The following is a 21,535-nucleotide window of genomic DNA, read 5'->3' on the forward strand; positions in this document are numbered from 1 at the left end:
GCCTTCCAGTCGATATCGCGCGCGGAGCCATCCAGGCTTCGCGCGCGTTTTGTTTTGGGCGCGCCCGTCGCGCACTCATTCGCTCGCTACCGAATCTTCCGGCCGCGCGCAAGCCCGCCAGCCGACCTTTTCCCCACACCCGCCTTTCAACGTCCTCGCATCGTCGGCACATCGCCCCTAAAATAGGCGCGACCCTGCCGCCCGGCACACCAGCGCCGACACAGACGCAGGCGTCGCAGACGAGATAGTCGCCACCCGCCGACCCACCCGGCCGTGGCCAGCACAACAAACGAGGGGGAGACGAGGCGCCATGGGCTCTTTTCAATGGTTCAGTGAACTGAACGAACGCCACCGCAACAGGCGCGAACACGAAGCCAGGGCGTGCGCCCGCGTGCGCGCAACCCCCTGCAGCCTCCGCTGCACAATGCGCCTGAACGTGCTGCAATACCGTCCATTCCCTACGCTACGACCGGCATGAAAACGATCGTCCTCGGCGCCGGTGTGATCGGCGTCGCCACTGCCTGGTACTTGAGCGAACAAGGCTGCGACGTTACGGTCATCGAGCGCGAACCGGGCGTTGCGCTCGGCACGAGCTTCGGCAACGCGGGGGTGATCGCACCCGGCTACGTCACGCCCTGGGCCGCGCCGGGCATGCCGGCCAGGCTCATCAAATTTCTGCTCAAGCCCACGTCGCCGCTGATCTTCCGGCCGACTTTCGACGCCGCGCAATGGCGCTGGATCGCGCGCTGGCTGCGCGAATGCGACCTTGCGCGCTTTCGCGTCAACAAGCAGCGCATGCAGCGCATCGCCTACTACAGCCGTCATTGCCTGCATGCGTTTCGCGCACAGCATGCGTTCGAGTACGGACGTAGCCAGGGCTATCTGCAACTCTTTCGCAGCGACGCCGATCTCGAACTCGCGCAGCCGGCGTTCGACGTGCTGCGCGACGCGGGCATTGTCTATCGCGAACTGGACGCCGCAGCCTGCGCGCAGGTCGAGCCGGGGCTCGCGTGGTCGCGCGTGAAACCGGTGGCGGGCCTCTATCTGCCCGACGACGAGGCAGGCGACTGCGCCCGCTTCACGCGTGAGCTGCGCGCCGTGTGCGAGAACAAGGGCGTGAAGTTCGTCTTCGATACCGAGGTGCTCGCGCTCGAAGCCGCGGGCGGCAAGGTGACCGGCGTGCGCGTGCGGCCGGTGCCGGGACGCGAGGCGCGCAATCGCCGCGAGCAGCGCCGCGCGCCCGCCGAAGTGCTGCGCCCTTCCGATCTGAGCGAGCCGGTCGCCAACGCGGCGCCGCAGACGCTGACTGCCGATGCAGTGGTGGTCGCGCTGGGCGTGGAAAGCGCGGCGCTGGTCGCGCCGCTGGGCGTGCGCGTGCCGCTGTATCCGGTGAAGGGGTATTCGGCGACGCTGCCTGTGGTCGACGAGCAAAAAGCGCCGCGTGCCGCGCTCATGGACGAATCGCTGAAGACGGCGATTACGCGCTTTGGGCCGTATCTGCGTGTGGCGGGCACGGCCGAGATCGGCAACCATCGCACGACGCTGCGCGAGCAGGCCTTGCAGACGCTGATGAAGGTGCTCGACGACTGGTTCCCGCATGCGGCGACGCCTTCGTCGGCGCAGTTCTGGGTCGGACGCCGGCCGATGTTGCCGGACGGCGCGCCGCTACTGGGCGCGTCGGGCGTCGAAGGTCTGTGGCTGAACGTGGGCCACGGCTCGACGGGCTGGGCAATGTCGATGGGCTCGGGCCGAGTGGTCGCCGATCTCGTCGCGCAGCGCAAGCCGGAGATCGATCTCGAAGGGCTGACGTTGGCGCGCTATCGGCGGTGAGTGTGTGCGCTTGATGCGTCAGGGCGCTTTGGTCTTCGCCTGAGCCTTTGACGCGACCGGATTGTCCTGGCGGTAAGTGCGATTGGGATGGATCACCAGTTGCCTGACCGCAGTATCAAGCTCCTTGCTGTGATACAGGTCGAGGCATTTCAGGAGGTCGAATTTGACGTCCTTGATTTCCGCGTCGGCCAGTGGGTTGTGATAGTCACGCGCCAGGTAGCGATCGATGAGGGCACCGATCGCGTCTGGGCCTTTGTCCATGTCGTAATAAGTCCAGTCCCGCAAGGCACTGACGCTGCTGCCCGCGTCTATCGCAGCGTCCTTGTCGCTCTCATAGGCCCTGGCGATACACGCGGCCAGAACCATATCCTTGAAGTTCTGCGCATAGGTCTGTGTGGCCGCTTGCGGCGACGTCGGGCTGCCATCCTTTGCGTGACTGATCGACGCCCCAGTGGCAAAAGCGAATACCGCTAGAACGCCCATCAAGGTCTTTTTCACGGCAGGCTCCAGAAGTTCGCGCGGTCGGTGCGATACCGGGCTTCTGGTTCGTTGAAGTAGCAATGATCATAGCAGCCGCTCCCGTTGTACAAGGTCGCGTGGCCCGCTGCGTCCGACCAACCGGACACTTCGAACAGAATGACGCCTTTCTTCCCTGCAAGGGTTCCGCCGCCGGACGGTGGATAGTTGACGATTTCCGGCTGCCCCCATCGTTGCCTCAGAAAAGCAATGAGGTCTCTTACGCGAAAGAAGTATTGGCGCTTGTCCGCGCCGGAAACGGTTTTGCCCGCAATTGGCGGAATGACCAGTCCGCATTGATTCAGGATATAGCTCATCCGGACTGCGCAGGTATTGCTCCATCGTTGCGCCGCGTCGGGGTTGCCAATGTTCTTTTCGACATTGCCACCGATCACCTGAGCGGCCTTCGCCGCGGAATCCACCGGGTCGTAAATTCGCATCGCTGCTGCCCAGGCCACAGAAAAAGACGGTCGACTCATTACGCACCCTTGCTCTTCTCGTTGAGGGCTGTTCGCCCTGGCAAGTCGATGCCGGCCACCCGCATCGACGAAGATGCATCGTAAGCCTTTGTTTGTATTGCGCATTCCCTGGAATTTGACCTACATCCAGGAAAACTTATTTGAGCCGCTGAGTTCGCGCTAAACCGGCAAACTCGCCAGCGCTTCATAACGCGCGCCCTGCTTCGCCAACGTGCTCGAATACAGCACGAGCGACGTGAACCGCAAAGGCGGCAACTCGACGTTGCTCGTCGGCGGCGCACCATGCGCGTCGCGAGCAAAACGCGCAAGCGTCACATGCGGACGGAACGCGCGCGCATCGAGCGACAACCCCACTTCGCCCATCGACGAGCGCACGCGCCAGTCGAGCGCCGTGAACGCATCGGACATCGCCAGCACGGCCACCAGCAGGCGCGGCTGCGCGTGACCCGGCCAGCATTCGATTTTCGTGACTTCGGCGGGTGGCACCGGCATCGCGTGATCGGCGAGCCGCTGCGCGAGCGCCTCACCTTGCGCGAACGACATCGCGCCGATGAACGCCACCGTGAGATGCAATTGCGCGTACGGCACGCGCCGCGCGTTGAGCGGCACGTCGAGCGCTGCCAGTACGTCACGCGAAGGCGCATCGGGCGCAAGCGCGATGAAACAGCGCTTCCACTCCTGCGCCTCGTCAATGGCTTCGGACATGATCGGGAGCCTCGAATCGGCGGGCAACCGGATCATGGTACGCCTGCACCCGCCGGACGTAAAAAAGCCGGGTCATCCTTGCGGATGCCCGGCTTTTACCTCTGTCTCCTGCCGTCTCCCGCACGTTCCGCCGAACCGGTGGAACGTACTAGAAGCCACAAGAAGCGTTAGCGCGGCAGCTCCGTGCTGCCCATCAGGAACGCATCGACGGAACGTGCGCACTGACGGCCTTCACGGATCGCCCACACCACGAGCGACTGGCCACGGCGCATGTCGCCTGCGGTGAAGACCTTGTCCACCGAGGTGTAGTACGCCTTCTCGCCTTCGGTCGCGGCGCGCACGTTGCCGCGCGCATCCTTCTCGACGCCGAACGCTTCGAGCACCGGCGACACCGGCTGCGTGAAGCCCATCGCGAGCAGCACCAGATCGGCCTTCATTTCGAATTCCGAATCCGGCACTTCGACCATCTTGCCGTCCTTCCACTCGACTCGCGCGGCGATCAGTTTCTCGACCTTGCCGTTCTTGCCTTCGAGGCGCTTGGTCGCGACGGCCCAGTCACGCGAGCAGCCTTCCTCGTGCGACGACGAGGTGCGCAGCTTGACCGGCCAGTACGGCCACACGAGCGGCTTGTTCTCGGCTTCCGGCGGTTGCGGCAGCAGTTCGAACTGCGTGACGCCCTTCGCGCCGTGACGGTTCGACGTGCCCACGCAATCCGAGCCCGTATCGCCGCCGCCGATCACGACGACGTGCTTGCCCTTGGCGAGCAACTGGTTCGGCAGCTTGTCGCCGGCGTTGACCTTGTTCTGCTGCGGCAGGAAGTCCATGGCGTAGTACACGCCTTCGAGTTCGCGGCCCGGCACCGGCAGGTCGCGCGGCGTTTCCGAACCGCCCGCGATCACCACGGCGTCGAACTGTTCCTTCAGCTCGTCCGGCGTGATGGTTTCCTTGGACGTGTTGCCGATGTACGCCGGCAGCTCGCCCTTGCCGATGAACACGTTGGTGCGGAACGTCACGCCTTCCGCTTCCATCTGGCGCATGCGGCGGTCGATCAGCCACTTTTCCAGCTTGAAGTCGGGGATGCCGTAGCGCAGCAGCCCGCCGACGCGGTCGTTCTTTTCGAACACGGTCACGTCATGACCGGCGCGCGCGAGTTGCTGCGCCGTGGCCAGACCCGCGGGGCCCGAGCCGACGACGGCAACCTTCTTGCCCGTCTTGTGCTTCGCGATTTGCGGCGCGACCCAGCCTTCGGCCCAGGCCTTGTCGATGATCGCGTGCTCGATCGACTTGATGCCGACCGGGTCGTTGTTGATGCCGAGCGTGCACGCTGCTTCGCAGGGCGCCGGGCAGATGCGGCCCGTGAACTCGGGGAAGTTGTTGGTCGAGTGCAGGACTTCGATCGCGTTCTTCCAGTCTTGATGGAAAACGAGGTCGTTGAAGTCCGGAATGATGTTGTTGACCGGGCAGCCGTTGTTGCAGAACGGGATGCCGCAGTCCATGCAGCGAGCGCCCTGGACTTTCGCGTCGGCGTCGGAGAGCGCCGCGACGAATTCCTTGTAGTGCTTCACACGCGTGAGCGGTGCTTCGTACGCCTCATGCTGGCGCTCGAACTCGAGAAAACCGGTTGCCTTACCCATTTGGTTCTCGTCTATCTAATCTATTCGGTGAGGGGGACTGCGCCCGCCGCCGCGTATTCGGTTTTCGTAACCCGGGTTTTCGTAACCCGAGTTTTCGTAACCCTCGCGCGGCGGGCGCTTCGTCTGTGAGTCGTCGTCGCTTCGCGGATCAGGCGGCCAGTTCTTCCTGGTTCGCCTTCTTCGCGCCGATTTCGCCCAGTGCGCGCTTGTATTCCGTCGGGAACACCTTCACGAACTGGCGGCGTGCCGCATCCCAGTTTTCCAGCAGCGCCTTTGCACGCGGCGAGCCGGTGAACTGGAAGTGACGCTCGACGAGTCCCTTGAGCAGCGCTTCGTCGGTCTGGCCTGCGTGCCACAGTGCGCGGTCGACCGTGCGTTCCTGTTCGGCCTGTTGCAGCACCGGATCCAGCGTGACCATCGACTTGTTGCACTTGTTGGCGAAGGAGCCATCCGGGTCGTACACGTAGGCGATACCGCCCGACATGCCCGCCGCGAAGTTACGGCCCGTTTCGCCGAGCACCACCACCGTGCCGCCCGTCATGTATTCGCAGCCGTGGTCGCCCGTGCCTTCGACGATCGCCGTCGCGCCCGAGTTACGCACCGCGAAACGCTCGCCCGCCACGCCACGCAGGAAGGCTTCGCCTTCGAGCGCGCCGTACATCACCGTGTTGCCGCAGATGATGTTTTCTTCGGACTTGCCGCGGAAGTCGTTGGTCGGACGGATGATGATGCGGCCACCCGACAGGCCCTTGCCGACGTAGTCGTTACCGTCGCCCACGAGATCCAGCGTGATGCCGCGTGCGAGGAAAGCGCCGAAGCTCTGGCCCGCCGTGCCCTTCAACTGAATGTGGATCGAGTCTTCCGGCAGACCGTCGTGGCCGTACTTCTTCGCGACCATGCCCGAGAGCATCGCACCGACCGTACGGTTGACGTTGCGCACCGGCTGGATGAACGAGACGTGCTCGCCCTTGTCGATCGCAGCGCGCGCCTTCTCGATCAGCGTGTGATCGAGCGCCTTGTCCAGACCGTGGTCTTGCGTGTCGACGTGCTTGCGGGCGACGTCTTCGCCAACCAGCGGCTGATAGAACACGCGCGAGAAGTCCAGACCCTTCGCCTTCCAGTGTTCCACGCCACGGCGCGTGTCGAGCAGATCCGCGCGGCCGACCAGGTCGTCGAACTTGCGGATACCCAGTTGCGCCATGATTTCGCGCACTTCTTCAGCGATGAAGAAGAAGAAGTTGACGACGTGCTCGGGCTGGCCCGAGAACTTCGCGCGCAGCACCGGATCTTGCGTCGCGACGCCGACCGGGCAGGTGTTCAGGTGGCACTTGCGCATCATGATGCAGCCCTGGACGACGAGCGGCGCCGTCGCAAAGCCGAATTCGTCCGCGCCGAGCAGCGCGCCGATCACCACGTCGCGGCCCGTCTTCATCTGGCCGTCAGCCTGCACGCGGATACGGCCGCGCAGCTGGTTCAGCACCAGGGTCTGCTGCGTTTCCGCCAGACCCAGTTCCCACGGCGTGCCAGCGTGCTTGAGCGACGAGAGCGGCGACGCGCCCGTGCCGCCGTCGTGACCGGCGATCACGACGTGGTCGGCCTTGGCCTTCGCCACACCGGCTGCCACCGTGCCCACGCCCACTTCCGACACCAGCTTCACCGAGATCGACGACACCGGGTTCACGTTCTTCAGGTCGTGGATGAGCTGCGCCAGATCTTCGATCGAGTAGATGTCGTGGTGCGGCGGCGGCGAAATGAGGCCCACGCCCGGCACCGAGTAACGCAGCTTGCCGATGTACTCCGACACCTTGTGACCCGGCAGCTGACCGCCTTCGCCCGGCTTCGCGCCCTGCGCCATCTTGATCTGGATCTGATCGGCCGACGACAGGTACTCTGCCGACACGCCGAAGCGGCCCGACGCCACCTGCTTGATCTTCGAACGCAGCGAGTCGCCATCCTTCAGCGGGATGTCCTTGACGACTTCCGGCCCGATGATCGACTGCATCGTGTCGCCGTTCTTGATCGGAATGCCGCGCAGTTCGTTGCGATAGCGCTTCTCGTCTTCGCCGCCTTCACCCGTGTTCGACTTGCCGCCGATACGGTTCATGGCGACCGCCAGCGTGGCGTGCGCTTCGGTCGAAATCGAGCCGAGCGACATCGCGCCAGTCGCAAAGCGCTTGACGATTTCCTTGGCCGGTTCGACGTCGTCGATCGAGATCGCGCGCGCCGGATCCAGGCGGAATTCGAACAGACCGCGGAAGGTCATGTGACGCTTCGTCTGGTCGTTGATCAGGTGCGCGTATTCCTTGTACGTCTGGTACGAGTTGCTGCGCGCCGAGTGCTGGAGCTTGGCGATCGCGTCCGGCGTCCACATGTGGTCTTCGCCGCGCACGCGGAACGCGTACTCGCCGCCCGCGTCGAGCATGTTGGCGAGAACCGGGTTGTCGCCGAATGCGTCGTGGTGCAGACGGATCGCTTCTTCAGCGACTTCGAACAGCCCAATGCCGCCGACCTTCGACGCCGTGCCCTTGAAGTACTTGGCGATCAGGTCGTCAGCCAGGCCGACGGCTTCGAAAATCTGCGCGCCCGTGTACGACATGTACGTCGAAATGCCCATCTTCGACATCACCTTGAGCAGGCCCTTGCCCACTGCCTTGGTGAAGTTGTAGACAGCCTTGTCCGCCGACAGGTCGCCCTTCAGGCCGGTGGCCATCTGCGCGAGCGTTTCCATCGCGAGGTACGGGTGCACGGCTTCTGCGCCGAAGCCCGCGAGCAGCGCGAAGTGGTGCGTTTCACGCGCCGAGCCCGTTTCCACGACGAGACCCGTGCTCGTGCGCAGGCCGTGCTGCACGAGGTGCGAGTGGATCGCGGACGTAGCCAGCAGCGCCGGGATCGCGACGTTGTCGCGGTCAGCACGGCGATCCGACACGATCAGGATGTTGTAGCCCGACTTGACCGCATCGACGGCTTCCGCGCACAGCGACGCGAGACGCGCTTCGATGCCTTCCTTGCCCCAGGCCACCGGATAGCAGATGTTCAGCTCGTAGCTGCTGAACTTGCCGCCCGTGTACTGCTCGATCGCGCGAATCTTCGCGATGTCCTTGAAGTCGAGCACCGGCTGCGACACTTCGAGACGCATCGGCGGGTTGATGTTGTTGGTGTCGAGCAGGTTCGGCTTCGGGCCGATGAACGACACGAGCGACATCACCATGTTTTCGCGGATCGGGTCGATCGGCGGGTTGGTGACCTGCGCGAACAGCTGCTTGAAGTAGTTGTAGAGCGTCTTGTTCTTGTTGGACATGACCGCCAGCGGCGAATCGTTGCCCATCGAGCCGACAGCCTCCTCACCCGACATCGCCATCGGCGCCATCAGGAACTTCAGGTCTTCCTGCGTGTAGCCAAACGCCTGCTGACGGTCGAGCAGCGCAGCGGCTTCAGCGCGCGCGGTCGCGACGTCTTCCGCCTTCGGCTCGATTTCGTCGAGCTTGATGCGCACGGCGTCGATCCAGCTCTTGTACGGCTTGGCGTTGGCGAGGTTGTCCTTCAGTTCCTTGTCGTCGATGATGCGGCCGTGTTCCATGTCGATCAGGAACATCTTGCCCGGCTGCAGACGCCACTTCTTGACGATCTTCGATTCCGGAATCGGCAGCGTGCCGGCTTCCGACGCCATGATGACCAGGTCGTCGTCGGTGACGATATAGCGCGCCGGACGCAGACCGTTACGGTCGAGCGTCGCGCCGATCTGGCGGCCGTCCGTGAAGGCGATCGCAGCGGGGCCGTCCCACGGCTCCATCATCGCCGCGTGGTATTCGTAGAACGCCTTGCGGTTCTCGTCCATCAGCGTGTGCTGTTCCCAGGCTTCCGGGATCATCATCATCATCGCGTGGACGAGCGGGTAGCCGGCCATCACCAGCAGTTCGAGGCAGTTGTCGAACGATGCCGTGTCCGACTGGCCCGGATAGATCAGCGGCCAGAGCTTGGGCAGGTCGTCGCCCAGGACGTGCGAGGCGATCGCGCCGGTACGGGCGTTCAGCCAGTTCACGTTGCCCTTCACGGTGTTGATTTCACCGTTGTGGGCAATCATGCGGTACGGGTGAGCCAGCTCCCACGCCGGGAACGTGTTGGTCGAGAAGCGCTGGTGCACGAGCGCCAGTGCCGACACGACGCGCTCGTCCTGCAGGTCGCGGTAGTACACGCCGACCTGACCGGCCAGCAGCAGGCCCTTGTAGACGACCGTGCGCGCCGAGCACGACGGCACGAAATATTCCTTGCCGTGCTTGAGCTTGAGCGCCTGGATGCGGTGGCTCGCGGTCTTGCGGATGATGTACAGCTTGCGCTCCAGCGCGTCCGTGACCATCACGTCCTTGCCGCGACCAATGAAGATCTGGCGGATCAGCGGCTCGCTGGCCTTGACCGTCGGCGAGATCGGCATGGTGTGGTCGACCGGCACGTCGCGCCAGCCCAGCACGACCTGGCCTTCTGCGCGCACCGTGCGCTCGAGTTCCTGTTCGCACGCGAGACGCGAAGCGTGTTCCTTCGGCAGAAAGATCATGCCGACGCCGTACTCGCCGAACGGCGGCAGCGTCACGCCCTGGCGGGCCATTTCTTCGCGGTAGAACGCGTCCGGAATCTGGATCAGGATGCCCGCGCCATCGCCCATCAGCGGATCGGCGCCGACGGCGCCCCGGTGGTCGAGGTTTTCGAGAATCTTCAGGCCTTGCTGAATGATTTCGTGGCTCTTCTTGCCCTTGATATGGGCGACGAAACCGACGCCGCAGGCATCGTGTTCGTTTTGCGGGTCATACAGACCTTGCGCTGCGGGCACCGCGGCGCGCTGCAGGTGATCGTTCATGGGGACACCGTCCTAGAGGGGCCAGGGGAATGGCCGTTGATTCCGTACTTTGTTTTCCCGCCGCTTGCGTGACCGCTGTACGGCGTTGCGCGGGCGATGCAGGCTTCCCGCGTTGTGCGTCCAGGAGAGCCGAAAGGCGAATATACGCGACGAATCAAGGGCATGCAAATAAAACCGTGTGTTTAGACCCCAATTATCGTCATGGTGCATTGCGGTGCTTTTTTATTGGGGACGCATCAAAATCGGGCAAAAGAAAACGGCACTCGCAGGTGCCGTTTTTCTTCGTAAGGTATTGAACTAAAAGAAGATCAGTGCGTGCCGGTGCCGGGCTTGTGGTCGTGATGGGTCGACGTGGATCCAGAACCGCTGCCCGACCCCGACGGCGACGAACCCGCAGAATGCCCGCTCGAACCACCCGTATTTGCCCCTGGCGTTGCGCCGCTACCACTACTGGAATGGCTGCTTGCATGGCCCGCCGCGTTCGATCCGGGCTGCGCAGCCGTCGGCGGCGATGAAAAGGGGCCTGATGAACTGACCTGCGGCGCGCCCTGTCCGGCAACATGCCCCGGAGTACCGCCACCCGCATTGCCGCCCGTCGCGACAGCGCCCGGGCTTGTCGTTCCTGCACTCGCCGTGGCCGCAGCACCGAGCGCCCCAGCCGCGGCCGCCGGCGCAGCCGGTTCGCGCACCTTGCGAGGCCGCCCTCGCGGCAGCGGCGACACCCGCCGGTTCGCCGTGCGCGACGCCCAGTCGCGATAGGTGTCGCTGCCAAGCACCCAGCCCTTGAGCGTGGCCTGCATCAGCTGATTGGTCTCGCGCTCGTCGAACGGCTGCTCGCAGAGTTCGCGATAGGCGCGCTGGCGCTCGAACGGCGTATTGCCGAGCGCCCAGTAAAGCGGGTGGTCGGTGATGAGGCTATCGACGGTGAGCCCGATGTGATGCCGGTAGCTCGACCAGCGATAGTCCTCCGCCGCCGCGACAAGGCCGTTGCGCACCGGCGCGAGTTCGACGACGCGGCTTGCCAGCAGGAAGAAGCGCTCGCCCTCGATGACGGTCGCGCGGTAGCGGCCCTCCCAGAGCGTGCCGCGCCGCGCGTAGCGGCGGTTGAAGTGCGCCACATAGCGCCTGCCGACCGCCTGCATCGCCTTGGGCAGGCTGGCTTCGTCGGATGGCGTGACGAGCAGTTGCACCGCGCCGGGCATCAAGACCCAGGCATGCACTGCAAGGTGGTGATCGCGCGCCGCTGCCTTGAGGCAGTCGATGAACAGTTCGTAGTCCTGGTCGTCGACGAATGCGGGCTGCTGATCCAGTCCGCGCAGAATCACATGCTGCGGCTGGTCGGGAACATAAAGACGTGCAAGCCGTGCCATGCTCGATTTTCCTGGTCCGTTGGTGAATACCCGCAGACCCGCCTGGGCCGCGCCAGCGCTTGTTCTCGCGGGCGTTGCAGCTTAGGCGGAGACCTCGCGGCGCTTAGGGAAAAAGCTCTAACGGTCGCATATGGTTTGTTGCAAACGTTGTGTTCATAATGAGCGGGCCTTTAATGGAGGAGCACATATATGAAATTAAAACAGGCGCTGGCAGCAGTCGCCGCGCTCGCCTGCATGTCGGGGGCTTACGCGCAAACGGCCAACACGTTCTACGTTACAACGGGGTGGTTCCATTTCAGTCCGCAGGACAGCAGCGATGCACTGAAGATCGACAATGTCGGCGGCACGACCGTCAACCAGTCGTTTCCTGGCACCGGTGCCGGTATCAGCAGCTCCGATACCTTTGGCCTGAGCCTGGGTTACTTCATCACCGATCACCTGGCCACTGAAGTCGAACTGGGCGTTCCGCCCAAATTCGACCTGAACGGCGAAGGCTCGCTCGGCGCTTACGGCAAGCTTGGCTCCGCCCGACTCTGGAGCCCCGCGCTTCTGTTCAAGTACTACTTCAACAAGCCTGACGCGAAGTTCCATCCGTACATGGGCATCGGCGTCACGCATGTCTCGTTCTCCGACGCGAAGATCACCAACAGTGATTTCATCAACAGTGCTGCACTTGGGGGTCCGACCAGCGTTTCGACGGACAGTTCCTGGGCGCCGGTGTTCAACGTCGGTTTCAACTACAACTTCACGAAGCACTGGTTCGCGGGCTTCTCGCTCTCGTACATCCCGGTCAGCGTGATCGCGACGCTCAACACCCAGAAGCAGACGCGGGTGGGTGTGCTCTCGCAGACCGCCGAAGCGAAGATCCACCTGAACCCGCTCGTGACGTACCTGAAGGTCGGCTACATGTTCTAAGCGCGCTTCGCGCTTCCGGCATCCGTGCCGCCTTCCCTGGCCGCCTTCCGTCCCGCCCTCGCGGCATCCGACGGTTGGCGGTTTCTTCCTCCTGACTACGTCAAACCCTCCTACTTCAGCACCGGTCGTTCCTGACAACCTGACCAGAAGCGGATCGGCTTTGCTTGATTCTATGCCTCTGGGAAAAACCGTGCTGTCCCCGTAATCATTTGTCGCAAACAAAGCGCAAAGCAAGTCCGGGAAAGCCCGCCACATCGGCCCTCAGCGCCGCGCCAGTTGGGCCTGCGCGATTTTCTCGATGCACACCTCGCCGCGCCGGGCACCCGATTTGCGCAATACTCGGACTCCTTCTCGAGCGTCCTGCCCTTTTTTGCGCAGACGCCGCGAGCCCCAGAACCTGAGATTGCCAAAACGGAGCCATTTCATGAGCGCATTCCCGAACACGCGAGACGCCCTCGGAGATTCCTGGACCCGCACGGGCCGCCATGCGAAGCGCATCGCGCGCCGCGGCCGCAACGCCGCCGCCGACATCGCCGACGAACTGCGAGAACTGCTCGGCGAACTGGAAACCACGCTGGGCGAAGGCACGCAAGCCGACGCCGCAGCCCTGCGCGCCGACGTGCGCAAGCGCCTCGACGCCGCGCGTGAACGCCTCGAAGTCGCCCGCGCCGCCGCGCGCGAGCGTGCAGGCGTGGCGATGGATCAAGCCGACGATTACGTCCACGCCAATCCGTGGCAGGCAATCGCGATTGTGGGCGGCGTCGCGCTGGTCGCGGGCGCGATTCTGGCGCGCTGCCGCTAAGGGTCTGCCGCTAAGGGCTATTGCGGCTCCTGTAGAAGTCGCGGGCCCACGCGCCGATGTCTAGCCGTCGAGCGCGTGCGGCTCGATCAGATCGATGCGATCGGTGCAGATCGTATCCACGCCCCAGCTCGCCAGTTCGCGCGCGCGATCCAGTTCGTTGACCGTGTAGGCCAGGACGAAAAGTCCTGCCTCCTTGATGCGCGCGACCAGCGCCTGATCCAGATGCCGATGGCTCGCGTGCAGCGACACGCAGCCCAGTGCGTCGGTCTGCTCGCGCCAGTCCTCGGGCACGCGCTCGAACAACAGGCCGCGCGGCAGATCCGGTGCGGCTTCGCGCGCGGCCGCCAGCGCCTCGAACGAGAACGACGACAGCAAAGGCGGCAACCCCGCCGCTTTCTTGCCCAGCCAGAGCTTCGCCGCCTCCGCGCCGACGATGCGCCCCGTGTCCTTCTCGCGCCCCGGACACGGCTTGATCTCCACGTTCGCCGCCAGCCCTTCCTCGCGGCAGCATTGCGCGGCCTCGGCGAGCGTCGGCATGTGCTCTTCCTCGAAACGCGGATCGCACCAGCTTCCCGCGTCGAACGCCGCGATCTGCGCGTAGCGCAGTTGCGCCGCCGCCCCGCGCCCGTTCGAGGTGCGATCGACCGTGTCGTCGTGCAGCAGGAAGGCGATGTTATCGGCGGAGAGCTTGGCGTCGAACTCCACCATCGTGTGCCCGAAGGCCGCGCCCACGCACAGGCCCGCAAGCGTGTTCTCGGGCGCGAGCGTGCCGCCGCCACGGTGCGCGGCGACGCGCGGATACGGCCAGGTTTTCATCGAAAAAACTCCAGAAAAAGCGCGCGGGCGGGCGTCAGACTTCGTCCGAAACGACGAACAGACGCCGATACTCCTTGAGCGCGTAACGATCGGTCATGCCCGCGATGTAGTGCGCGATCAGGCGTGGCTGCGCGGCCGGATCATGCACCTTCTGGTACGCGGGCGGCAAGAGACGCGGATCGTCGCTGAACGCGTCGAACAGCCCTTTCACGACGCGCTGCGCCTTGTTCGCCATGCGCATCACGCGATAGTGGCGATACAGGTTGCGGTAGAGAAAGCGCTTGAGCGCGGCCGCCTGCGCCGCGATGCGCTCGCTGTGCGCGACAAGCGGCGGCGCGGCGCGCACGTCGTCGAGCGACTGCGGCGCGTGTTCAGCAAGATTGCGGCGAGTCTGGCCAATCAGGTCGACGATCAGCGTATTGATGATGCGCCGCACGGTCTCGTGCACAAGCCGCCGCCCTTCGATCTGCGGATACTCGGCGCGTGCGGCTTCGTAATGGCTTTGCCAGAGTTCGACTTCGGCCAGTTGCTCGATGGTGATGAGACCGGAGCGCAGACCGTCGTCGACGTCGTGATTGTTGTAGGCGATCTCATCGGCGATGTTGGCGATCTGCGCTTCGAGCGACGGCTGGCGCCCGAGCAGAAAGCGCTCGCCCAGTTCGCCAAGCTGCCGCGCATGCTCGCGCGAACAATGCTTGAGAATGCCCTCGCGCGTCTCGAAACACAGGTTCAGGCCGTTGAACGCGCCATAGTGTTCCTCCAGCTCGTCGACCACGGCAAGGCTCTGCAGGTTGTGCTCGAAGCCGCCGTGATCGCGCATGCATTCGTTGAGCGCGTCCTGACCCGCGTGGCCGAACGGCGTATGGCCGAGGTCGTGAGCCAGCGAAATCGCCTCGACGAGGTCTTCGTTCAGGCGCAGATTGCGCGCCACCGAGCGCGCGATCTGCGCGACTTCGAGACTGTGCGTGAGCCGCGTGCGAAACAGGTCGCCCTCGTGGTTCACGAACACCTGGGTCTTGTATTCGAGACGGCGAAACGCAGTGGAATGGACGATACGGTCGCGGTCGCGCTGGAATTCGCTGCGCGCGGCGGGCGGCGGCTCGGCGAAGCGGCGGCCGCGCGACTGGGGAGAATGCGCCGCGTAGGGCGCGAGACCCGTTTCAAATTCCGATTCGAATTCAGATCCGGCTGCGCCTCGTGCAGGCGCGGGTGCGCGTGTGTCTGGGGTGTTGCCTGCGACGCGGGCCTCATCGGCCGGCGCGCCGCGCATGTCGCTGCGGGTGTCGCTCAACGGTTCCTCCGCATGGATCGCAAAGTGGACGGCTTGGGCCTCGTGGGCGCGAACCGTCGGTCAGCTCAACTTCGGAACTACATCGGCACTGCATTTTTGGGGCGCCGCACCGGCACTCGCGTCCGGTACGGCAAGCGGGCGAGTCAGCTCTTGACCGTCGCCGCCAGCGTGGCCTGCACCGCTTCATCGGGAGCAAGGCCGATATGCGTCTCGCCAAAGCGCTTGAGCAGAATGAACTTGATCGCCCCGCCTTCGGCCTTCTTGTCGACCTGCATCAGCTCGACGTAACGGTCGGCGCCCAGCGCGGGGCCGACGTCCGGCAGATGCGCCGCCTTGACCACGCGCACGAGACGCTCGCGCGACGCTTCGTCCAGCATGCCCATGCGCACCGACAGATCGGCCGCCATCACCATGCCGCAGCCGACGGCCTCGCCGTGCAGCCACTCACCGTAGCCGAGGCCCGCTTCAATCGCGTGACCGAAGGTGTGGCCGAAATTGAGGATCGCGCGCAGGCCGCCTTCGCGCTCGTCGGCGGCGACCACCGAGGCCTTGATCTCGCACGAGCGCTTGACCGCGTGTGCGAGCGCTTCGGGCTCGCAGCGGTTGAGCCGCTCGACGTTCGCTTCGATCCAGTTGAAGAATTCCGCGTCGGCGATCGCCCCGGTCTTGATGACTTCGGCCACGCCCGCCGCCAGTTCGCGCGCCGGCAGCGTGCGCAGCGCGGCGATATCGGCGATCACGGCCTGCGGCTGGTAGAACGCGCCGATCATGTTCTTGCCAAACGGGTGGTTGATGCCGGTCTTGCCGCCCACCGACGAATCGACCTGCGAAAGCAGCGTCGTCGGCACCTGGATGAAGGGCACGCCGCGCATGTAGCAGGCTGCCGCGAAGCCGGTCATGTCGCCCGTCACGCCGCCGCCCAGCGCGATCAGCGTGGTCTTGCGGTCGGCGCGCGAGGTGAGCAGCGCGTCGAAGATCTGGTTGAGCGTTTCCCAGTTCTTGAACGCCTCGCCATCGGGCAGCACGACGGTGTGCACGTCCTTGCCGAGCGGCGCGAGCGCGGCGCGCAGCTTCTCGCCATACAGCGGCTCGACCACGGTGTTGGTGACGATCGTCACCGACTTGCCGGCGATATGCGGCGCGAACAGCGCCGTCTGGCCGATCAGATCGGAGCCGATGTGGATGGGGTAGGCGCGGTCGCCCAGTTCGACGTTGACGGTAATCATGCCAGGCAGTAGTTCAAAGTGTGGGGCGCTGCGGTGAAATGCTGCGGCGAAGCGCCTGGGCGCCGGAAAAACGCTACTCGCTCGCCGGGGAGCGCAGGACGCCGGCCATGTCGAGTTGCATCAGCACCATATTGACGAGGCCGTTCACCGACGGACGGCCCGTCTCGATCACGAAGTCCGCGACTTCGCGATAAAGCGGATCGCGCTGCTCATAGAGCGCTTCGAGGCGCCCTTTGGGATCTTCGGTCTGCAGGAGCGGGCGGTTCTTGTCGCGACGCGTGCGCAGCCACAGGTCATGCGGGTGGGCGCGCAGGTACACGACGAAGCCACGCTCCTTGAGCGCCGTGCGGTTCTCAGGGCGCAGCACCGCACCGCCGCCCGTGGCGAGCACGATGCCTTCGCGCGCGCTCAGCTCCTCGATCATCTCGGCTTCGCGGTTACGAAAACCCGCCTCGCCTTCGAGTTCGAAGATCACCGGGATGCGCGCGCCGGTGCGCGCCTCGACCTCGTGATCGGAGTCGAAGAACGGACGCTCAAGCCGGCGCGCGACCGCCCGGCCCACGGTCGTCTTACCGGCGCCCATGAGCCCTACGAAAAAAACATTGGCGTTTGCGTCCCGCACTTGCAGCGTTTCCTACAAAAGATTGGTGCAGCAGCTTACTGGCAAAGCGGCGGCGTTGTCGAGCCTGCAGGCCGCGCGCTCCGGCCCTTTGAGCCATCCCGCGCAGCTTTTCCCTATTTTGGGGCCGAATCTTGCACAAAGACGGCACGAGCATCGGTCAATCCGCGCTGACTACGCGCGGCGTGATAAAGACGACCAGTTCGCTGCGCTTGTCATAGTGCGCGCGATGCGAAAAAAGCACGCCCAAAACCGGTATTTTGCCCAGGAGCGGCACGCGCGTCACATCATCCCGGTCATCACTTGCATCGATACCGCCAATCGAGACCGTTCCGCCGTCCTCGATTTCCACCCGGGTCTGCACGTGTTTGGTGTTGATCGCCGGCCCCGCGGCGGTCTGCTCGCCCACGCTGTCCTTGGCCACGTCGAGGTCGAGAATGACGCGGCCATCGGGCGTGATCTGCGGCTCGACCTCCAGTTTCAGGCTCGCGCGCCGAAATTGCACGCCCGACACGCCCTGCCCGACCTTCGCCTGATACGGCAACTCCGTGCCCTGCTCGACGACGGCCTTGGTGCGGTCGGCGGTGACGACGCGGGGGCTGGAGACGACCCGCCCGCGCCCTTCGGCTTCGATTGCGCTCAGTTCGATGTCCAGAAGACGCGTGGCGCGTGCCGCCAGCAGCGTCAGTCCGAGCTGCGCGGCGGCGAAACCGTTCAATGCGCCCGCGCCGAGGTCGAAGACCTTGCCCGCACCGCCATCGCCAGCGGCCGTGCCGCCACTCAGGCCGCGCGCGACGCCGCCGTCCACGACGACCGGCGTCACGCCAAGACGCACACCCAGCTCCCGCGACAAGCCCACATCGCCTTCGACGATGCGCGCCTCGATCAGCACCTGGCGCGCGGGCGCGTCCAGCCGCTGGATCAGCGCGGCGATCTGGTCGAGCCGCGCGGGCAGATCGGTGACGAAGAGCAGATTCGTGCGCGTGTCGGCGACCGCCGCGCCGCGCTTCGAGAGCGCGCGCTGCGTGCCTGAGCCGGTCAACAGCTTGCGCAGGTCTTCGGCGCGCGCGTATTGCAGTTCGAACGCACGGCTTGCGAGTGGCTCAAGATCGGCGGCGCGCGCATGGGCTTCGAAGCGCTGACGCTCGCGCGCGGCCAGTTCCGTCGCGGGTGCGACCCAGAGCACGTTGCCGATGCGCTCCAGCGCAAGGCCGTTCGAGGCCAGCAGCAGGTCGAAGGCGGCGCGCCACGGCACGCGGTCGAGGCGCAGTGTCACCTGGCCGCGCACGCGCTCGCTCGCGACGATGTTGAGCTTCGTGAACTGTGCGAAGGCGTGCAGCACCGATGTGAGTTCGGCGCGCTGGAAGTTCATCGAGATCGGGCGGTCGGGCGGCAGGCCGTCGTCTGCCGGGTTTGCGTCGCTCAGGCGTGCGACGGTGGGAAGCGGGGTTGGCGGCCCTTCGAGTGGCTCCGCTGCGGGCTGCGCAGTGGCTTGAGCAGCGGCTTGAGACGCGGCTTGCGTGGTGGCCGTTGGCGGCGGCGCGTCAGGCGCTGCGCTGTCGCCTGCAACGTCCGCGTCCGTGCCTTCGGCGAATGGATTCGCGACCCAACCCGTCTGCGCGGCAGGCTCGCCTTCAGGCAAAGGCGGGGCGTCGTAGCGCGCAACCGGAAGCGCCGCCGATTTCCACGCGGGCAGCGGTGGCGGCACTGCGGCGTGCAGAGCCGAAGCGACGAGTGGCAAAACCAGCGGCAAAACCAGGACAAGCGCGCGCCGCATCATCATCGCGTCTCCTTCGGCCACGCGAGCGTCTGCGTCGCGCCATCGGCCGCGAGCACGACGCGCGCCGGGCTCACTTCAACGACACGCGCGCCCGCGAGCATCGTCCCCGCCTGCACCGCCGTCGTTCCTTCGGCGGTTTCGATGAGTGCGACGGCGCGTCCACGTTCCACGAGCATCCCGGCAAGCCGCAGCGTGCCTTCACCTTTCGCACTCTGGCTGCTGCCGAAGCGATCCGAAAAAGGATCGGCGGCGCTGCTTTCATCGGCGTCATCGGAAAAGGCCACGGCGGGCAAGCCGTCGAACACCTGCAACAACGCCGAAATGGTGAGGCCGCTCGTACCGCGCTTGAGCGACAGCTCCGTGGGCACCGCGAGTTCGGGCAGCCCGGCAAGACCGTCGAGAAAAGCCCGCAGTTGCGCGAAGCCACCCTGCGCCATGAGTTTCGTCGCACGAAACGCCTGCGCTTTTGCGCCGCCGGGCGCGGCAGGTTCCAGCGCGATCAAGGCGAGGCCGGCTCGCGCGGCGAGTTGCGAGACGTTGCGCATGTCGTCGGCGCCGGTGCCGTTGTGCGAGCGCTGCGGCCAGTCGCGCGCGTCGCGCCGCAGCGCGGGCAGACGCGCCAGCGTCTGGTGCGCGGTTGCGAGCCGTGCCTGGGCGTCATTCAGGATGACATGCGCGGACTGAGCGCCGCCCGCATCCAGCGTCACGCAGGCTACCGCCGTCAGCATGGCGGCCAGCAAGCCCAGCGCCAAAGCCACGATCAAGCGTCGCCGCACACTCCACGCGTGAACAGGCCGCCAGCCGCGCAGCAATGCCGCGCTCAGTCCACCATGGGACGCCCCTGGGAAACCCAACGCCTGCGCCCCTGAACTCACATCGCTCATTTCGCCTCCTTCGCGCCCTTCCACACCAGCCGCGCCGCCACATGGATCGGCGCACCCTGTGTCGTGCCGTGCGGCTGCCTGCCTTGCGCCTCGCGTTTCATTTCGCGCACGTTCACCGCCTCGATATCGCGCAGCGTGTGCAGCCGTTCGAGCCACGCGGCCGCGGCAGCTTCATCGGTGGCGCTCGCGTGGAGCTCGGTTTCATCGGCGTGCTGGATGAGTTGATCGAGCGTGACGCCTTCCGTGCGCACCCGGGCCAGCGCCTCGATCAACGCGAACAGGTGCATGAGCGGCTTCGCCTTTTGCTGGGCCTCGCGCAACGAGGCGGCGCGTTCGTCCGCTTCGCGCGCGAGCCTGCGCGCTTCCCGCAACGGCGCACCCAGTTGCGCGAGTTGCTGCTCGGTCGCCGCGCGCCGCGTATCGGCACGCATGCGCTCGAACGTCTGCCAACCCGCCGCGACCGAGCCGAGCGCCCCGCCGATCAGCAGCGCCGCCAGCCATTCGAGCGCGCGCCGCCTGCGCAACCGCCGCACCGCAGCGAGCCGCCACGGCAACAAGTTGAAACCGTCCCACGCACGCGCGCTCATTCGTGCACTCCACGCATTGCCAGTCCAAACGCCACCGCACACGCCGGGTCGTGCAGCAACTGCGCGTCGAGCGGGACACCAGCGTCGGCGAGCGGCGCGCATTCGAACGGCAGCACCGGACAGCCGAGCACATCGCCGACATCGGCCAGCGAAAAATGCACGCCGTGCAGCAAGCCGAGGTCGCCGGCCACAATCGCGCAGCCGGTCTGTTCGGGGCCCGCCAGATCGCGCAGCGCTTCGACCAGGTCGGCGTGCTCCAGCGCCGGAAAGTGCATCGTGCGAGCGATGCAATCGTCGGCGACGAACCAGCCGTGTACGCCGTCCGCGCCCACCCAGAGCGCGGCCCACGGCTCGTGCGCGGGCAGCTCGAACGCCGCCGCGTGGCGCATCGCGCGCAGCGCCGCGTGCGCTTCGTCATCCATCGCGCACAGCGCCACGCCCGCCATCGCCGCGCACTCGATGCGCGACTCCAGATAGGCGCGCGCCGTGGCCGCGATCATCACCTTGGCTTCGTGCGCCGAAGCCATGCCGCAGTCGATCGCCAGCGGGCCCACACGCCAATCGACCGCGAGCTCGTGCCGCTCGATGCCCGCGACGCGCTCCGCTTCGGCCAGCACCAGTGGCTCCAGATCCGTGAATAGACCCGAAACGTCGGCAACAGCGGCAACGCCCGGCGGGCTGGGCGCAAGCCGCGCGAGCGGCACGGACGCCATCAGCGTCACGCCCGTGGGCAGCGCCATCGCGCAACGCAGCGAGGCCTCGGCGCAAGCGCGCGGCATGGCGCCGAACACTGCCTGCAAGGCCGCCACCAGCGCAGCGCGATCGACGATCTCCGCGCCGGCGAGCGCCTCGCGCGCCAGCGGCACGCGCCCCAGCCATTCGATGCGCAGCGGCCCGCCGCCGAACACGCGCTGGCTCAGCACGACCAGCGTGACGCCGCGCGCGTGCACATCGACGCCCGCCGCATAACGGCGCGCCCCCAACAACAGCGGATTGAGCAGGCTCATCGCCTTCCTCCCTTGTGCGTGGCGCCGCGAACGATTCGCGGCGCGCCCTGGGAGAAATTGTGCGAAGCGGCGCCGATGCCGAACACTCGGCCAGATGGCCAATCTTTGCGGTAATTGCGCCAAGCGCGGGCGAGCGCCTTCTCGCGCATTCGAGACGCGGCTAGAGTGCGTCTATATCCCGTATCCGCGCAGTCCCGTCGCCCCGCCTTCCCCACCGCCCAATGG

17 protein-coding genes and 1 pseudogene are annotated in these 21,535 nt (G+C 65.6%); 3 read left to right on the plus strand and 15 right to left on the minus strand.

Translation table 11 applies throughout. The features are described from left to right. Window positions 1-474: 474 nt before the first annotated feature. Window positions 475-1,830 (plus strand): D-amino acid dehydrogenase, encoded by a 1,356-nt coding sequence (locus BBA01S_RS27765; protein ID WP_027819307.1) that lies wholly within the window; start codon window positions 475-477, stop codon window positions 1,828-1,830. Window positions 1,831-1,848: 18 nt separating this feature from the next. On the opposite strand, the gene BBA01S_RS27770 is transcribed toward BBA01S_RS27765, so the two are convergent. The 6 genes and pseudogenes from BBA01S_RS27770 to BBA01S_RS43045 form a co-directional block, all read right to left on the minus strand. Next, window positions 1,849-2,313, minus strand: coding sequence for a type VI secretion system amidase immunity protein Tai4 (locus BBA01S_RS27770; RefSeq protein ID WP_042298014.1), 465 nt, complete (start codon window positions 2,311-2,313; stop codon window positions 1,849-1,851). 11 nt (window positions 2,314-2,324) lie between these two features. Then, window positions 2,325-2,825: a type VI secretion system amidase effector protein Tae4 gene (locus BBA01S_RS27775; RefSeq protein WP_027819309.1), complete on the minus strand. Its 501-nt coding sequence runs from the start codon at window positions 2,823-2,825 to the stop codon at window positions 2,325-2,327. Window positions 2,826-2,984: 159 nt separating this feature from the next. Further along, complete coding sequence (gene thpR, locus BBA01S_RS27780; protein WP_042298008.1) at window positions 2,985-3,530, minus strand: RNA 2',3'-cyclic phosphodiesterase; 546 nt, start codon at window positions 3,528-3,530, stop codon at window positions 2,985-2,987. Between the two features lie 167 nt (window positions 3,531-3,697). Further along, entirely contained in the window at window positions 3,698-5,164 is a 1,467-nt protein-coding gene (locus BBA01S_RS27785; protein WP_027819311.1) for a glutamate synthase subunit beta, read from the minus strand. A gap of 148 nt (window positions 5,165-5,312) precedes the next feature. Next, window positions 5,313-10,013 (minus strand): glutamate synthase-related protein, encoded by a 4,701-nt coding sequence (locus tag BBA01S_RS27790; RefSeq protein WP_027819312.1) that lies wholly within the window; start codon window positions 10,011-10,013, stop codon window positions 5,313-5,315. Between the two features lie 668 nt (window positions 10,014-10,681). Continuing rightward, a pseudogene (locus tag BBA01S_RS43045) lies at window positions 10,682-11,383 on the minus strand (transposase); the annotation flags it as partial. 189 nt (window positions 11,384-11,572) lie between these two features. On the opposite strand from BBA01S_RS43045, the gene BBA01S_RS27800 reads away from it, so the two are divergent. Further along, complete coding sequence (locus BBA01S_RS27800; RefSeq protein ID WP_027819313.1) at window positions 11,573-12,298, plus strand: OmpW/AlkL family protein; 726 nt, start codon at window positions 11,573-11,575, stop codon at window positions 12,296-12,298. A 261-nt stretch (window positions 12,299-12,559) separates the two neighbouring features. Here BBA01S_RS27800 and BBA01S_RS47060 read toward each other — a convergent pair whose 3' ends face one another. Next, window positions 12,560-12,724 carry a hypothetical protein gene (locus BBA01S_RS47060; protein WP_156966101.1) on the minus strand — a complete coding sequence of 55 codons (165 nt, stop codon included), beginning with the start codon at window positions 12,722-12,724 and terminating at the stop codon, window positions 12,560-12,562. On the opposite strand from BBA01S_RS47060, the gene BBA01S_RS27805 reads away from it, so the two are divergent. Next, window positions 12,723-13,100: a DUF883 family protein gene (locus BBA01S_RS27805; RefSeq protein WP_027819314.1), complete on the plus strand. Its 378-nt coding sequence runs from the start codon at window positions 12,723-12,725 to the stop codon at window positions 13,098-13,100. The two genes, BBA01S_RS47060 and BBA01S_RS27805, sit on opposite strands and share 2 nt — an antisense overlap. Window positions 13,101-13,160: 60 nt before the next feature. Here BBA01S_RS27805 and ugpQ read toward each other — a convergent pair whose 3' ends face one another. The 8 genes from ugpQ to pilM all read right to left on the minus strand — a co-directional run bounded on the left by ugpQ (window position 13,161) and on the right by pilM (window position 21,310). Further along, on the minus strand, window positions 13,161-13,916 hold the full coding sequence (gene ugpQ, locus BBA01S_RS27810; RefSeq protein ID WP_027819315.1) for a glycerophosphodiester phosphodiesterase: 756 nt from the start codon (window positions 13,914-13,916) through the stop codon (window positions 13,161-13,163). A gap of 34 nt (window positions 13,917-13,950) precedes the next feature. Beyond that, entirely contained in the window at window positions 13,951-15,186 is a 1,236-nt protein-coding gene (locus BBA01S_RS43050; protein WP_042298016.1) for a deoxyguanosinetriphosphate triphosphohydrolase, read from the minus strand. 164 nt (window positions 15,187-15,350) lie between these two features. Further along, window positions 15,351-16,433 carry a 3-dehydroquinate synthase gene (gene aroB, locus BBA01S_RS27820; RefSeq protein ID WP_027819316.1) on the minus strand — a complete coding sequence of 361 codons (1,083 nt, stop codon included), beginning with the start codon at window positions 16,431-16,433 and terminating at the stop codon, window positions 15,351-15,353. Between the two features lie 73 nt (window positions 16,434-16,506). Then, window positions 16,507-17,061 (minus strand): shikimate kinase, encoded by a 555-nt coding sequence (locus BBA01S_RS27825; RefSeq protein ID WP_027819317.1) that lies wholly within the window; start codon window positions 17,059-17,061, stop codon window positions 16,507-16,509. 151 nt (window positions 17,062-17,212) lie between these two features. Beyond that, the gene (locus BBA01S_RS27830; RefSeq protein ID WP_042298017.1) at window positions 17,213-18,832 is read right to left on the minus strand and encodes a type IV pilus secretin PilQ; all 1,620 of its coding nucleotides are present in this window, start codon (window positions 18,830-18,832) and stop codon (window positions 17,213-17,215) included. Continuing rightward, on the minus strand, window positions 18,832-19,716 hold the full coding sequence (locus tag BBA01S_RS27835; RefSeq protein ID WP_042298009.1) for a hypothetical protein: 885 nt from the start codon (window positions 19,714-19,716) through the stop codon (window positions 18,832-18,834). The genes BBA01S_RS27830 and BBA01S_RS27835 overlap by 1 nt, the downstream gene beginning before the upstream one ends. Beyond that, window positions 19,713-20,303: a PilN domain-containing protein gene (locus BBA01S_RS43055; RefSeq protein ID WP_042298010.1), complete on the minus strand. Its 591-nt coding sequence runs from the start codon at window positions 20,301-20,303 to the stop codon at window positions 19,713-19,715. The genes BBA01S_RS27835 and BBA01S_RS43055 overlap by 4 nt, the downstream gene beginning before the upstream one ends. Continuing rightward, on the minus strand, window positions 20,300-21,310 hold the full coding sequence (gene pilM / locus BBA01S_RS27845; protein WP_027819320.1) for a pilus assembly protein PilM: 1,011 nt from the start codon (window positions 21,308-21,310) through the stop codon (window positions 20,300-20,302). Before pilM ends, BBA01S_RS43055 begins: the two co-directional genes overlap by 4 nt. Window positions 21,311-21,535: the final 225 nt, after the last annotated feature.

Source organism: Paraburkholderia bannensis NBRC 103871 (assembly GCF_000685015.1).
Classification (GTDB): Bacteria; Pseudomonadota; Gammaproteobacteria; order Burkholderiales; family Burkholderiaceae; genus Paraburkholderia; species Paraburkholderia bannensis.

Coding starts and splice junctions, on each gene's coding strand:
- BBA01S_RS27765 (WP_027819307.1), top strand. CDS start 475: ATGAAAACGATCGTCCTCGGCGCCGGTGTGATCGGCGTCGCCACTGCC.
- BBA01S_RS27770 (WP_042298014.1), bottom strand. CDS start 2,313: ATGGGCGTTCTAGCGGTATTCGCTTTTGCCACTGGGGCGTCGATCAGT.
- BBA01S_RS27775 (WP_027819309.1), bottom strand. CDS start 2,825: ATGAGTCGACCGTCTTTTTCTGTGGCCTGGGCAGCAGCGATGCGAATT.
- thpR (WP_042298008.1), bottom strand. CDS start 3,530: ATGTCCGAAGCCATTGACGAGGCGCAGGAGTGGAAGCGCTGTTTCATC.
- BBA01S_RS27785 (WP_027819311.1), bottom strand. CDS start 5,164: ATGGGTAAGGCAACCGGTTTTCTCGAGTTCGAGCGCCAGCATGAGGCG.
- BBA01S_RS27790 (WP_027819312.1), bottom strand. CDS start 10,013: ATGAACGATCACCTGCAGCGCGCCGCGGTGCCCGCAGCGCAAGGTCTG.
- BBA01S_RS27800 (WP_027819313.1), top strand. CDS start 11,573: ATGAAATTAAAACAGGCGCTGGCAGCAGTCGCCGCGCTCGCCTGCATG.
- BBA01S_RS27805 (WP_027819314.1), top strand. CDS start 12,723: ATGAGCGCATTCCCGAACACGCGAGACGCCCTCGGAGATTCCTGGACC.
- BBA01S_RS47060 (WP_156966101.1), bottom strand. CDS start 12,724: ATGAAATGGCTCCGTTTTGGCAATCTCAGGTTCTGGGGCTCGCGGCGT.
- ugpQ (WP_027819315.1), bottom strand. CDS start 13,916: ATGAAAACCTGGCCGTATCCGCGCGTCGCCGCGCACCGTGGCGGCGGC.
- BBA01S_RS43050 (WP_042298016.1), bottom strand. CDS start 15,186: ATGCGCGGCGCGCCGGCCGATGAGGCCCGCGTCGCAGGCAACACCCCA.
- aroB (WP_027819316.1), bottom strand. CDS start 16,433: ATGATTACCGTCAACGTCGAACTGGGCGACCGCGCCTACCCCATCCAC.
- BBA01S_RS27830 (WP_042298017.1), bottom strand. CDS start 18,832: ATGATGCGGCGCGCGCTTGTCCTGGTTTTGCCGCTGGTTTTGCCACTC.
- BBA01S_RS27835 (WP_042298009.1), bottom strand. CDS start 19,716: ATGAGCGATGTGAGTTCAGGGGCGCAGGCGTTGGGTTTCCCAGGGGCG.
- BBA01S_RS43055 (WP_042298010.1), bottom strand. CDS start 20,303: ATGAGCGCGCGTGCGTGGGACGGTTTCAACTTGTTGCCGTGGCGGCTC.
- pilM (WP_027819320.1), bottom strand. CDS start 21,310: ATGAGCCTGCTCAATCCGCTGTTGTTGGGGGCGCGCCGTTATGCGGCG.